Genomic DNA, 12,577 nt, shown 5'->3' on the forward strand with positions numbered 1-12,577 from the left:
GAGGCGGTTGTAACCAATGGCAAAAGTAAGAGTAGGCATGGTCGGCTACAAATTTATGGGCAAGGCGCACAGCAATGCTTATCGTGCGCTTCCCATGTTTTTCCCGGGATCCGTGCAGCCGGAGATGAAAGCCATATGCGGACGCGATCCGGTCGGCCTGGAGACGGCGCGCGCGCAATTCGGCTGGGAGAATGCCGTGACGGATTGGAAGGAGCTGGTGCGCCGCGACGATATCGACCTGATCGACATTAACGCGCCAAGCGACGCGCACAAAGACATCGCGCTTGCGGCCGCCGAGGCGGGCAAACATATTTTTTGCGAGAAGCCGCTGGCTCTGACGCTAGAAGATTCGCGAGAAATGCTGGCTGCCGCGGAGAAGGCCGGCGTGAAGCACATGGTTGGTTTCAACTACCGCTTCGCTCCTGCGGTTCAACTGGCCAAAAAGCTGATCAGCGAAGGACGTCTGGGCAAAATCTATCACTTCCGCGGCGTGTTCCTGCAGGACTGGATCATCGATCCTTCTTTCCCCCTCGTTTGGCGGCTGCAGAAGGAAATCGCGGGCTCGGGATCGCATGGCGATCTTGGCGCTCATGTCATCGATATGGCGCGATTCCTCGTAGGGGAGTTCGACGAGGTGATCGGCATGAACGACACGTTCGTCAAGCAGCGGCCGATCGCGTCGACGATGACGGGCTTAAGCGCGAAGGGCGGAGCCGGCGAGGAGCTAGGCGACGTGACCGTAGACGATGCGACGGTGTTTATGGCGCGGTTCGAGAACGGAGCGATGGGCAGCATCGAGGCGACGCGGTTCGCAGCGGGGCATCGGTGTACGAACGCTTTTGAAATTAATGGCAGCAAGGGCAGCATCAAATTCGACTTCGAACGAATGAACGAGCTTCAAGTGTACTTTACGGACGACGCGGAGGATGTGCAGGGTTTTAGACGCGTTCTGGCTACGGACGGCGCGCATGCTTATATGGATGCCTGGTGGCCGGCGGGTCATACGATCGGCTATGAGCATACGTTCACGCATGAAGTGCTGGAGCTGATGACCGCCATTGGCGAAGACCGTCAGCCGGTGCCGAACTTCGTGGACGGGGTGAAGTGCCAAGAGGTGCTGGAAGCGGTGGATCGCTCGATCGCGGAGCGCAGATGGGTATCGATCAGCGAGCTTTAGATAGACGACTAGGGCGTGTCTGAATACTCCGAGGGGAGCAGATTTTGCCGAATTTTCGTTCCATGCAAGGAACTTTTGTGAAGGCGTACCGGGGGTACGTCAAGCAAAAGTGACGAAGCAGGGGGCGGAAAGGCGGTGAAAGATGCCCCAGAGTGGGTTTTCAGACACGCCCTAGCATAACGGAGAGGCGGAGGACAAATGAGAAAAGCATTAATCGTATGGGGCGGATGGCTGGGACATCAACCGGAGGAGGTCGCGGCGATCTTCCGGGGGCAGTTGGAGGCGGAAGGCTTCGAGGTGGAGGTGTCGGACACGCTGGAGGCGTTCGCGGACGCCGAGAAGCTGAAGGCGCTGGATCTCATCATTCCTCTATGGACGATGGGACGGATCGACCAGAAGCTCGTCGACAACGTATCGGCGGCCGTGCAGAGCGGCGTCGGACTGGCGGGCAGCCATGGCGGCATGTGCGACGCATTCCGGGAGAATGTCGACTGGCAGTTTATGACGGGCGGACAATGGGTGGCCCACCCCGGCAACGACGGCGTGAACTACACGGTTAACATCAGCAATTCCACCAGCCCTCTGGTAGATGGCATTGACGACTTCGAGGTAAGTTCGGAGCAATATTACCTGCATGTCGATCCGGCGGTAGAGGTGCTGGCAACAACGAGATTCCCGGTCACTCCGGGGCCGCACGCATATAACAAAGCGGTTGATATGCCCGTCGTTTGGACCAAACGCTGGGGACTGGGTCGCGTTTATTACAACTCGCTCGGACACCAAGCGAACATTATGGATATTCCAGTCGTGAAGGAGCTTATGCGGCGCGGCTTCCTGTGGTGCGCGGACGGCAAGACTGCGGCTGAACAAGCCGGAGCAGGCAATGGGGCTGCTTACACGGGCATGCAGGATAACCAGCTGTAGGAAGCGCTGCGGCAAGAAACGGGAACTAAGCTCGGTTTGAAACGAATGCAGACGAGGGTTTGCAGTTCCGTTTTGATTGAAATCTATTATTTGGGCGCAGAGAAGGATGGGAGCACATGGACAAAATTAAAGCGGGCATTATCGGAACCGGCAACATCAGCGGCATCTACTTCGAGAACGGCAGCAAATTCGATGCGTTGCAGGTGGTCGCGTGCGCGGACCTCGACGTGGATCGGGCGAAGGCGAAGGGCGAGCAATACGGCGTGCGGGGTTATTCCGTGGATGAGATGCTGGCCGACTCGGATATCGATATGATCATCAATCTGACGATTCCCCAGGCGCATGCGGCGGTTAATTTGCGGGCGCTGGAGGCAGGCAAACATACGTACGTCGAGAAACCGTTCGCCGTTACGCGCAAAGAAGCGCAAGAGGTGCTGGAGCTTGCCGCGCGCAAAGGACTGTATGTTGGCAGCGCGCCGGATACGTTCCTTGGCGGGGGGATCCAAACCTGTATCAAGCTGATCGAAGACGGCTGGGTAGGCACGCCGATCGGCGCAACCGCGTTTATGGTGGGCGGCGGCCACGAAAACTGGCATCCTTCTCCGGAGTTCTATTACCAGAAGGGCGGCGGCCCGATGTTCGACATGGGACCGTACTATCTCACCGCGCTGGTAGCAATGCTGGGGCCAATGACCCGAGTGACGGGCTCCGCCCGTATCTCCTATCCGGAGCGGACTATTACAAGCCAGCCCAAATTCGGGCAAAAGGTGCAGGTCGAAGTTCCGACGCATATTGCCGGCGTCATGGACTTTGCATCCGGCGCCATCGGCACCATCCTGACGAGCTTCGATGCGAAGGGAGGCTCCACGCTTCCGCGTATCGAAGTGTATGGCAGCGGCGGCACGATGGTCGTTCCGGATCCCAATAACTTCGGCGGCGAAATTCTCGTATGCCGTGCCGGAACTCGGGAATGGGCGACGATTCCGCTTACTTACGGCTACTCGGAGAACGCGCGCGGCGTCGGCGCGGCCGACATGGCCAAGGCGATCCAGACGGGCCGTAAACATCGGGCTAACGGCGAGCTCGCATATCATGTGTTGGAAGCGATGCACGGCTTCCACGACGCTTCGGAGCAAGGCGCGCATTACAGCATGAGGAGCAGCTGCGAGCGTCCGAAGCCGCTGCCGCTGGGCTTGCAGCCGTTTACGCTGGACTAAGGCACGACACGCTCGCGGCGTTGCCTGGAAGAGCTTTTGAAGGTGATCAGGCAAGGGGAGGCCAATCCGATTGTTGGATTGGCCTTTTTTGCGCGGTGGCCCGGGGGGGAGGGGTTCCCGATAGTTGAGTAACTTGCTGTAGCCCGAACCAATCCGTTCGGCTATAGTATGCTTTCGAGTGATGCAAACCGAGAAATTCTGCTTAGAGGCATGCCGGCGATGCGAGTAGTTGCAAGCCGATAAATGGGCTTAGAGGCGAGCGGAGCGATGTTGCGAGTGGTGCAAGTTGATAAGATCGGCTTAGAGGTGAGCGGAGCGACGCTGCGAGTGGGGCAAGCCGAAAAATCGCCATCGACCGATCGCATAGAATAACATTGGGCTTAATAACCCGATAAAAATCGGCTTACAGTGTGTCGCGGAGCGACTTTTGGAGCTGTAACCCGAAAAAATCGGGTTACAGTGTGCCGCGGAGTGACTTTCGGGTTGATGTGCAATAGCCGGAGAAGCTCTGGTTACAGCTACGGCTACTTTTAAAGTAACCTGCTTTCTTACGCCTCATATGCTCAACTCGCCCGACTGTCGCTTTGACTGCTCGTATGAGATAATTGGATGCGAGAGGTGAACACCCATGACGAATCCCAAGCCTTCAGCTGGCAGCATGTCCTTTCGGTACCGTCTGCCCCGTCATCCGCTGCTGGGACGGTACGTTTCGCAAATCTGGCACATTGTGCAGGACGGAGCCGAGGTAGTAGGGATGAATCCGAAGATGATTCCCGACGGACTGTATCATATGGTTATTAATATGGGCTCTGCCCATACTTATATCGACGGCATAGGGAGGCGGTGGTCTCCCAAGGTTAGCCATGTCAACGCCAAGCATAACGATTATGTCTCAATCGAACGAAGCGGCGAAGTTGATCTGTTGGGCGTCGTATTCCACCCCTGGGGGCTGTTTCCCTTCTTGTGTGATTCTATGGACGGAGTGCCTGGCGCCATATGGAATATGGAGGATCTGCTGGGCAGCCGCATCAACGAGCTGGAGGAACGGTTGTCGGAGACCAGGGACAGCGACGGGAAACTGCATATACTTGAGGAGCTTTTGCTTGAATGGGCAAAGCGGGCGGACGAGCCGCGCCTTGATATCCTACATGCAGCAGAATGGATCAGGAAGTCCGGCGGCACGCTTCAACTTGGAGAAGTTAGAGATCGAGTCAACCTCAGCGAAAGAACTTTGGAGCGGCATTTCAAACAATATACCGGGCAAAGTCCCAAATCATTCTCCGATATCCAGCGCATGCAAAACGCTCTCCGATTGATGAACCGTTATCCGGACAAGCTGGTTAACCACGCCATGCTCGCCGGTTATTACGATCAGGCGCATTTCAATCGGACGTTCGCAAAGCTGGTGGGGACGACGCCGACAAAATATTTGAGCGAAAAAAACTTGTTGTCGGATTTATACAAGAGCGGGGATGGAACGCAAGGTAAGATGGAGTAGAGATCGGTAAAGGGAGGAAGAAAAAATGAAACGAACAATCGGACATGTTACCATCCTGGTGGAGGATTACGATGAGGCTATCGCATTTTACAGGGACAAAGCCGGTTTCGAGCTGTTAGCGGACAACGAGTTTGGAGGCGGCATGAGATGGGTCAGTCTAGCTCCATCCAGGGAATGTCAGACTGCCATCGTGCTGGTGCTCGCGGACAGCGAAGAGAAGCGGGCTAGAGTCGGCAGCCAGGTTGCCAATCATGTGAACCTGGTCATTCAGACGGATGATTGCCGTCGGGATTACGATGTCATGAAGGCGGCAGGCGTGAAGTTCCTCGGCGAGCCGAACGAGGTGCCTTGGGGTGTCGAGGTCGTCTTCGAGGACCTGTATGGCAATCGATTCGATCTGCTTCAGCATAATGGCTTCTAGGCTTGCGGCAGGAGCGGTAGTGACAGAGAGTTGCCAAGAAAAAAGTCACCCTAGGGTGATTGGAAGATGAGGCATCCGAGGTCAAGCATAGTTCCTTTTGCATGGAAAAAGGCGTTGCGGGTAGTCCCGCAACGCCTCTTGGCTTGAATTGTTCAGCTAATAATTGTTCTGCTTAAGTTACTCCAGCCAAGCGTCGACTTTATCGCCGTTAGCCTCGACCCAAGCTTTCGCAGCGTCCTCTGGCGATGCGCCTTCGACGATGTCGATCATGACCGCGGCCATATCGTCCGGGGTCCAGTTGAACTTGTCGAGGAACGCATAGGCTTCCGGCTGAGCGTCCTTCAGACCGTTACGAACGACCGTATGAATCTGCTCGTCCTGGCCATAGACACCCTTCGTATCTTCAAGATATTTTAAGTCCATTTTGGCGAACTTCCAGTGAGGCGTCCAGCCCGTCACGATAATAGGCTCTTCTTTCTTGTACGCGCTCTCCAGCGCCTGCGTCATGGCAGCGGAGGAGCTCTCCAGCAGCGTCCACTTGTCTTTCAGTCCATACTGCTCCAGCACGTCTTCGGTCTTCATCATAAGGCCGGCGCCCGGCTCGATTCCGGTAATGGTGTATTTGACGCCATCGCCGACAGTTGCGTCCGTTGCGAGTTCTTCGATGCTGTTAACGTCCATGTAAGCCGGAACGACAAGGCCGAGTTTCGTACCTTCCAGGTTTGGACCCAGATCCTCCAGCTTGCCTTCGTTGTCGGCGAGATACGATTCATGCGTGGTCGGCAGCCATGCGGCTACCATAGCGTCCGCGCTGCCGTCCGCAATACCGGTCCACATAGGTCCCGCGTCGACTTGCAGCATGTCTACTTTGTAGCCCAGCTTGGTCTCCAGCACTTCCTTCACGACATGCGTACTCGCGATTTCGGAATCCCAAGCGACGTAAGCAAGCTTGATTTCTTTTTTGGCATTCGAAGCGCCGTCTCCGGACCCTCCGCCATTGTCTCCGTTGTTCGCTCCGCAGCCTGCCAGCAGCGCGACCGACATGGCGACCGCCGCGAATACATTCCACTTCTTCTTCATTGAACCAACACTCCCTTTTCTGTTAGATGTTGTTCAAAAAGTCCGCTTCCCATTACGAAGTAATCCAAGAAGCATGCTCGACGTCGAATATTTCCTGAAACCCACGAAAGTGAAGGGAAGCTTCGATGTTAATTCCGAATACTTTCGCGGGGCCCGAGGTTTGCCGAACCTAAGCAATTGCTCACGTAGCTTCCACTACGCTCCGCTCCTCAGGTTCTAGCTTCATCCAATCTTCTCGGTACTGATAACCGAACTTTTTGAACTAGTACTTTAATAAAATATTTTATGCCTTGGAACGTTTGATCACCTGTTGGGTTAAACGATCCAGTATAATGGCCAAAATAACGATAGCAAGACCGGCCTCGAAGCCAATTCCCGTCTTTACCTGCGTTACAGCCCGGTAGACCGTAGCGCCGACGCCTTGCGCGCCGACCATGGATGCGATAACGACCATGGACAGGGATAACATAATGGTCTGATTTACGCCTGCCATTATTGTAGGCAAAGCGATGGGCAGTTGAAGTTTGATCAGCTTCTGTCCCGGTGTCGAACCGAACGCATCGGCTGCTTCGACCAGCTCTGCCGGAACCTGCCGGATTCCGAGATTGGTTAGGCGAATCGTAGGCGGAATCGCAAAGATAATCGACGATATAACGCCAGGCACAACGCCGAGACTAAAGAACGTAACCGCCGGCAGCAAATACACGAATGCAGGCATTGTCTGCATAAAGTCCAGCACCGGAGTGATCACTCGTTGCAGCCCATTGTAGCGGGCGATCAGAATGCCGATCGGTATGCCGATAAGGATGGAGATGAACGCGGCGGTCAGCACGAGCGACAACGTCTGCATCGTCTGGCTCCAGAGCTGCAGATTGTCGATAATGAGCAACCCTATCGCGGTGAATACGCCCATCTTCCACTTGCCGATATACCAGGCAAGCGCTGCGAAGATAATAATGACGGCAAGTGGCGGCAGCCAGTCCAGCGCGTTGTTCAACCCTTCGACGGTGCCTCCTATGATCATCTTAATGAAGTCGAACAGCGGACTTAGATTGTTCTCGAGCCATTCCTCGAGCGTCTCGATCCAGTCTGAAAGAGGAATTTTAGGCAGATTCATGGTTATCTCCTCCCTCCGTCACGACATTGGTATTGCCCGCAAGCGCTGCGAGAACGGCTCCCTTGATCACGACGCCCTTCAAGCGGCCATTGTCGTCCGTTACAGCGACCGGAAGCCTGATATTGCCCATCAATTCGAACAATTCATTTAGTACGGCATCCGGCGAAACGATCGGGATATCCTCACGCATAAGGGTATCCTCGAGCTTCAAATTCTCTTTGACGGCGCGAGACGCATCGTCCGCCGTAACGATGCCGAGCAGCTTCATCGACTTGTCTACGGCATACAAGCTGGAGACGCCGCGTTCGCGCATAAATTGAAGCGCAACGCGTGGACCTTTGTCGAGCGTAATCGTCTCGGCCTTGTCCATGACGTGAGAGGCGGTAAGCACCTTCGACAGGTCGACATCTTCGACGAACCGCTCCACGTATTCGTTGGCGGGCTGCATCAGGATATCCTCCGGCGTGCCGATCTGCACGATGCGGCCATCCTTCATTAATGCAATGCGATCGCCGATACGCAAGGCTTCGTCGAGATCATGCGTAATGAAGATAATCGTCTTTTTCATCTGGCTCTGGAGCTCCAGAAGCTCATCCTGCATATCCTTGCGGATGAGTGGATCCAGTGCGCTGAACGCTTCGTCCATGAGAAGAATGTCGGGATCGTTGGCGAGTCCGCGCGCCAGTCCGACACGCTGCTGCATGCCGCCGCTAAGCTGTTCGGGATAGCTGTCTTCCCAGCCCTTTAGGCCCACAAGTTCCAATGAACGCATCGCCATATCTTTGCGTTCCTTCTTCCCGATGCCCTGCACCTCCAGTCCGTACTCTGCGTTGCGCAGCACGGTTCTATGAGGGAACAGCGCGAACTTCTGGAACACCATGCCGATGTTCTTGCGGCGGAAATCGCGGAGCTGCTCCGCGTTCATCTTCATGACATCCTGTCCCGAGAACAGCAGTTGTCCCGCCGTTGGCTCGATCAGTCTATTGAGGAGTCTCACGAGCGTCGACTTGCCGCTTCCCGAGAGCCCCATGATCACAAAGATTTCTCCTTCTTCAATAGAGAAATCCGCTTGATTGACGCCGACGGTCAGCTTCGTTTCCGCTAGTATTTTGTCCTTCGACCAGCCTTTATCGAGCAGCGGAATGGCCTTCTTCGGATCATTGCCGAATATTTTCGTCAGCTTCCTGGCTTCTATAATGGCCATGTTTGTACGCCCCCTTCCAAGGTTTCCGGTAAAAAATCGACTCCTCAAGTGTATCTGGATAAAGTTGTTATGGTCAAAGACGCTGAGGCTTCGTATACTTTGTACAGTTTTAACTTTACGAACTTTACGTACCGTATACTCCGGATAACGCCGAATTTCGCCATAAAGACCTACTTTACATGGATTAGGTTGTATGCTTCAATATCGGTAGAGGTTTTGACAGGCGCTGCCGCTCCTTGGGAGGGATAACATGAATGAATTAGCAGCCATTACGGATGAACAACGCGCGAAGCTGCTCGGAACGCGCAGACGAGTGGTGGAATCGATCGGCAAAAACATGGATTTATATGGCATCACGTTATCCATTGGCCATTTATATGGAAATATGTATTTTAATCAGGAGCCGGCTACACTGGACGAGATGGGCGAAACGATGGGCATGAGCAAGACGTCGATGAGCACCGGCATGCGTACGCTGCATGATCTCAAGATGATCAATAAGGTGTGGGGCAAGGGCTCCAGGAAAGATCTGTACGAGGTGGAGCCGGACTGGCATCAGAACTTCGCGGACTTCTTCTCCATCAAGTGGCGCAAGGCGGTCGAGCAGAACATGAACGTTATGCAGCGGTCGCTGAAGGATATAGGGGCGATGATGGGGCAATACGAGGACGACGAAGCTTTTATGAAGCTTCTGCTGAACGACAAGGGCAAGATCGAGGAGGCGCTGAGCTATTATCGTTGGCTGGACAGGCTCATCGACTCGTTCGAATCCGGCGAGATCTATAATTTCATTCCGAAAGAACAATAGACGATACGAAGATGGCCGCGGGAAGCTCCCGCGGTTATTTTGTTTGCTCGCGGGTTATGGTACGCTACATGTACAAACTTGGATTTTACGAAAATTCAACAGAACAGGAGCGGAATATAACCGTGAACAATAGAAACTTGCCGCCGCTGCCGCTGATGGATCGGCCTTCAACGCCGATACTGGTCCGCAATGGACAGATCGTGCTCGCGGACCGCGTCATTAAAGGCTCCGTTGGAATTGTCGATGGGCGGATTACGGACATTTTGGAGGAAGAGGACCGGGGAGCTGGCATTGCGCCGACTGCGGCCTCGTTCCTGGATCGGTACCCCGAAGCAGACGTCGTTGATGCCGAAGGGAATTTCGTGCTGCCGGGACTCATCGACATCCATTGCGACGCCATCGAGAAGGAAGTCCAGCCGCGCCCCAATACTCTGTTCCCGCTTGAGATGGCGCTTATGGAGTTCGAGCGGAAGCTGCCATTGCACGGGATAACGACGATGTATCATTCGTTGTCGCTCGGGGTAGGACTAAGCTTGCGGGGCGATCATTATTTAACTGGCATGGTGGATCTGATCGGACGGTACAATAAGCGTCGGTCCATGATCCGAAATTTGGTACACCTGAGGTTCGAGATCTCGCATCACGCCGGATTGCCCATTGCGGAGCGGTATGTGGAGGAAGGCGCGATCCATTATTTATCGTTTATGGATCACTCCCCTGGGAGCGGACAATATCGAAAACCAGGCTCCTTCGAACGATATGTAATGAAAAATCAGGGTGTCACGATGGATGAGGTCCAGACGATCGTAGAGGAGCTGGCGGAGCGTCGCAAAAGCGTGGATACCGACCGTCTAAAGAAGCTCGGCGAACTGGCGCGATCGCGAAGCATAGGCGTCGCGTCGCATGACGACGATACGCTTGAGCAGGTAAATCGATCGCATGCGCTTGGCGCGAATGTGAGTGAATTTCCCATCACTTTGGAGACCGCGCAGTATGCGGTAACTCGAGGAATGCGCGTCTGCGTTGGCGCGCCGAACATCGTCCGCGGTGTCTCGCACGACGGCAACCTGAGCGCGTCGGAAGCCATTCGCGAGGGAGCGGCAGACATCATTTGCTCCGATTATCATCCTTCCTCCCTGCTGACGGCGATCTTTAAGCTGGCAGACGAAGGGACGACCGATCTGCCAGCCGCTGTTCGTCTGGCTTCCCTGCATCCGGCGCAAGCGATGTCGGCAGACAGCCGGATAGGGTCCATCGAGCGTGGCAAATCGGCCGATCTCATCATCGTTGGCCGGTATGAAGGAATGCCGTGGGTTACCGATACGATTGTGGGCGGAGTTAAAGTATATCGGTCCTCCGTCCGATATTAACGCTTAAGAGGGCGAAGGATTCGCAGCTGCATTGCCCGTGTCGCCATGCAGATGCTGGTATATGGCATTGACCAGATGAGACTGCTCGTTCTCGCTGGACTGCTTCCAGATCATCTCGAATAGTACGCCGAGACCGGGCAACGCCTTCTCGTCATGGTCGACCGATCCTTCAATCACCTCTGCCAGCTGCTCCTTGGAATTATCTTGCACACGATTGACAATGGCTTGCCGCAAGTCGATTATCGGATTCATTGACAATACCTCCCGCCTGGATTCATGTTGCTTCCGGTGCACGACTTACTATTCCCTTGCCGCTTGGCCTTCATCCAAGCCAGGATAAGGTTGTGGTATACTGGATGAGATGAATCGACGGTGCCATACGGGCAACCCATTATATGAAGGAATAGGCAGGGAAAGCTAATGACTCATCATAATCGTTATCATAATCGTCATATGCTGATCAGTTCCGCGCTAAACGACCGGGTCAAAGGCTGGGCAGCGTTGCTTGATAAAAAAAACCGTGATAAATCCGGACTCTTCCTGATCGAAGGCGTCCACCTGATCAAGGAAGCGTTCGAGTCCGGCGCCGGTGTGCGAACCGTCGTCTACGACGACGAACGTGGATTGCCTGAAGAGCTCGTGGACATCGAGGAGTCGGAGCGGGGGATGGATGCCGAATGGATTCGGGCTTCGCGCGCCGTCATGGCCAAGTGCTCCGACACAGACAGTCCTCCTCCGGTATTCGCCGTTTTGGTAAAGCCAAACACTGACGCGGAAGCGCTATTTCGTGGGGATGGCTTTGTTGTCGTGCTGGACGGCTTGCGCGATCCCGGCAATGTCGGCACGATTATCCGGAGCGCGGACGCCGTAGGCGCGGATGCCGTGCTGCTGGGGAAAGGCAGCGTCGATCTCTTTAACCCCAAAGTCGTGCGCTCCACGATGGGGTCGTTGTTTCATCTCCCGATCGTGGAGGGAGATCTCGCAGAGCTGCTGCCGCTCGCGGGCGATCGGGGCATTAAGCGCGTCGGAACGAGCCTTCAAGCGGATCATAGCTGTTATGGCTACGACTGGAAACAGCCGACCTGGTTGCTGATGGGCAACGAGTCGAACGGTCTGTCGGCCGCTGTCCGCGAGCTCATGGACGAATCCGTCATTATTCCGATGCGGGGCCGCGCGGAATCGCTGAACGTGGCGATGGCAACCACCGTATTGTTGTTCGAGGCGGCTAGACAGAGAGAGTTTAACAAATAAAAAATTCCTGTCCAATTTTATTTTTAACTTCTCTAACTAAAATTAACTGTCCCAAACCACCAAAGGCTGGAACCTGGTTGACTATTTCACCAACCACTTCTCCAGTCTTTTTTTCTGCTTATAAAGCACCACAGCAGGGATTTCTCAGCCAAATCCCGAATAGGTAATCAAGCAGAAACCCAGCCAAATCAAGGCTTTTGGGGAAGTAGATATGGTTTTACTCAGGCATTTCCCAGGCTTTTATCCATGCGTTTTAATTACCGATCCCTGCTTTTCTCAGGCACTTCTCTACCCATTCAGGGACACGAATTATTAGTCGTTTTCGTTCACAATTGAACCAGTTTCCTTCCAGTTTTCAAGCCTTTTTCTCAGCGTTTTTGGGACAGGAATTTTTATCTCAGAATTGGCGGTGAGGCGGCGTGGGGGAAGGGATTGGGGGTTTTGGGGGAGTGGACAGTTATTTTTAGTTTTCTACAGAGAGCTTTAAAGAGCAGACAATGCCTGTCCATT

At 54.4% G+C, this 12,577-nt stretch carries 12 protein-coding genes; 8 read left to right on the plus strand and 4 right to left on the minus strand.

Annotated elements, in window-relative coordinates; translation table 11 throughout:
* The first annotated feature begins 16 nt into the window (after positions 1 to 16).
* The 5 genes from H7F31_RS12765 (at position 17) to H7F31_RS12785 (ending at position 5,237) form a co-directional block, all read left to right on the plus strand.
* On the plus strand, positions 17 to 1,177 hold the full coding sequence (locus H7F31_RS12765) for a Gfo/Idh/MocA family protein (RefSeq protein ID WP_187104484.1): 1,161 nt from the start codon (positions 17 to 19) through the stop codon (positions 1,175 to 1,177).
* A gap of 198 nt (positions 1,178 to 1,375) precedes the next feature.
* Entirely contained in the window at positions 1,376 to 2,101 is a 726-nt protein-coding gene (locus tag H7F31_RS12770; RefSeq protein ID WP_187104485.1) for a ThuA domain-containing protein, read from the plus strand.
* A 116-nt stretch (positions 2,102 to 2,217) separates the two neighbouring features.
* Positions 2,218 to 3,318 (plus strand): Gfo/Idh/MocA family protein, encoded by a 1,101-nt coding sequence (locus tag H7F31_RS12775; RefSeq protein ID WP_187104486.1) that lies wholly within the window; start codon positions 2,218 to 2,220, stop codon positions 3,316 to 3,318.
* 628 nt (positions 3,319 to 3,946) lie between these two features.
* Positions 3,947 to 4,816, plus strand: coding sequence for a helix-turn-helix domain-containing protein (locus H7F31_RS12780; RefSeq protein ID WP_187104487.1), 870 nt, complete (start codon positions 3,947 to 3,949; stop codon positions 4,814 to 4,816).
* A gap of 25 nt (positions 4,817 to 4,841) precedes the next feature.
* On the plus strand, positions 4,842 to 5,237 hold the full coding sequence (locus H7F31_RS12785) for a VOC family protein (protein ID WP_187104488.1): 396 nt from the start codon (positions 4,842 to 4,844) through the stop codon (positions 5,235 to 5,237).
* 177 nt (positions 5,238 to 5,414) lie between these two features.
* On the opposite strand, the gene H7F31_RS12790 is transcribed toward H7F31_RS12785, so the two are convergent.
* From H7F31_RS12790 to H7F31_RS12800, 3 genes are all read right to left on the minus strand, one after another.
* Complete coding sequence (locus H7F31_RS12790; RefSeq protein ID WP_187104489.1) at positions 5,415 to 6,317, minus strand: glycine betaine ABC transporter substrate-binding protein; 903 nt, start codon at positions 6,315 to 6,317, stop codon at positions 5,415 to 5,417.
* Positions 6,318 to 6,600: 283 nt separating this feature from the next.
* The gene (locus tag H7F31_RS12795; RefSeq protein ID WP_087570115.1) at positions 6,601 to 7,434 is read right to left on the minus strand and encodes an ABC transporter permease; all 834 of its coding nucleotides are present in this window, start codon (positions 7,432 to 7,434) and stop codon (positions 6,601 to 6,603) included.
* Entirely contained in the window at positions 7,421 to 8,638 is a 1,218-nt protein-coding gene (locus H7F31_RS12800; RefSeq protein ID WP_187104490.1) for a quaternary amine ABC transporter ATP-binding protein, read from the minus strand. Before H7F31_RS12800 ends, H7F31_RS12795 begins: the two co-directional genes overlap by 14 nt.
* Positions 8,639 to 8,888: 250 nt before the next feature.
* On the opposite strand from H7F31_RS12800, the gene H7F31_RS12805 reads away from it, so the two are divergent.
* Both H7F31_RS12805 and H7F31_RS12810 read left to right on the plus strand, forming a co-directional pair.
* Entirely contained in the window at positions 8,889 to 9,446 is a 558-nt protein-coding gene (locus tag H7F31_RS12805; protein WP_187104491.1) for a GbsR/MarR family transcriptional regulator, read from the plus strand.
* Between the two features lie 122 nt (positions 9,447 to 9,568).
* On the plus strand, positions 9,569 to 10,816 hold the full coding sequence (locus tag H7F31_RS12810; protein ID WP_261800405.1) for an alpha-D-ribose 1-methylphosphonate 5-triphosphate diphosphatase: 1,248 nt from the start codon (positions 9,569 to 9,571) through the stop codon (positions 10,814 to 10,816).
* Between the two features lie 3 nt (positions 10,817 to 10,819).
* On the opposite strand, the gene sspI is transcribed toward H7F31_RS12810, so the two are convergent.
* Positions 10,820 to 11,068: a small acid-soluble spore protein SspI gene (sspI, locus tag H7F31_RS12815; RefSeq protein WP_187104492.1), complete on the minus strand. Its 249-nt coding sequence runs from the start codon at positions 11,066 to 11,068 to the stop codon at positions 10,820 to 10,822.
* Between the two features lie 168 nt (positions 11,069 to 11,236).
* Here sspI and H7F31_RS12820 point away from each other — a divergent pair, with 168 nt between their 5' ends.
* Positions 11,237 to 12,067: a TrmH family RNA methyltransferase gene (locus tag H7F31_RS12820; protein ID WP_261800406.1), complete on the plus strand. Its 831-nt coding sequence runs from the start codon at positions 11,237 to 11,239 to the stop codon at positions 12,065 to 12,067.
* Positions 12,068 to 12,577: the final 510 nt, after the last annotated feature.

It is taken from the genome of Paenibacillus sp. PAMC21692 (assembly GCF_014303795.1).
In the GTDB taxonomy this organism is placed as follows: Bacteria; Bacillota; Bacilli; order Paenibacillales; family Paenibacillaceae; genus Pristimantibacillus; species Pristimantibacillus agaridevorans.

Bases quoted from the DNA above. Each gene is read 5' to 3' on its own strand.
- H7F31_RS12765 (WP_187104484.1), top strand. From the start codon at position 17: ATGGCAAAAGTAAGAGTAGGCATGGTCGGCTACAAATTTATGGGCAAG.
- H7F31_RS12770 (WP_187104485.1), top strand. From the start codon at position 1,376: ATGAGAAAAGCATTAATCGTATGGGGCGGATGGCTGGGACATCAACCG.
- H7F31_RS12775 (WP_187104486.1), top strand. From the start codon at position 2,218: ATGGACAAAATTAAAGCGGGCATTATCGGAACCGGCAACATCAGCGGC.
- H7F31_RS12780 (WP_187104487.1), top strand. From the start codon at position 3,947: ATGACGAATCCCAAGCCTTCAGCTGGCAGCATGTCCTTTCGGTACCGT.
- H7F31_RS12785 (WP_187104488.1), top strand. From the start codon at position 4,842: ATGAAACGAACAATCGGACATGTTACCATCCTGGTGGAGGATTACGAT.
- H7F31_RS12790 (WP_187104489.1), bottom strand. From the start codon at position 6,317: ATGAAGAAGAAGTGGAATGTATTCGCGGCGGTCGCCATGTCGGTCGCG.
- H7F31_RS12795 (WP_087570115.1), bottom strand. From the start codon at position 7,434: ATGAATCTGCCTAAAATTCCTCTTTCAGACTGGATCGAGACGCTCGAG.
- H7F31_RS12800 (WP_187104490.1), bottom strand. From the start codon at position 8,638: ATGGCCATTATAGAAGCCAGGAAGCTGACGAAAATATTCGGCAATGAT.
- H7F31_RS12805 (WP_187104491.1), top strand. From the start codon at position 8,889: ATGAATGAATTAGCAGCCATTACGGATGAACAACGCGCGAAGCTGCTC.
- sspI (WP_187104492.1), bottom strand. From the start codon at position 11,068: ATGAATCCGATAATCGACTTGCGGCAAGCCATTGTCAATCGTGTGCAA.
- H7F31_RS12820 (WP_261800406.1), top strand. From the start codon at position 11,237: ATGACTCATCATAATCGTTATCATAATCGTCATATGCTGATCAGTTCC.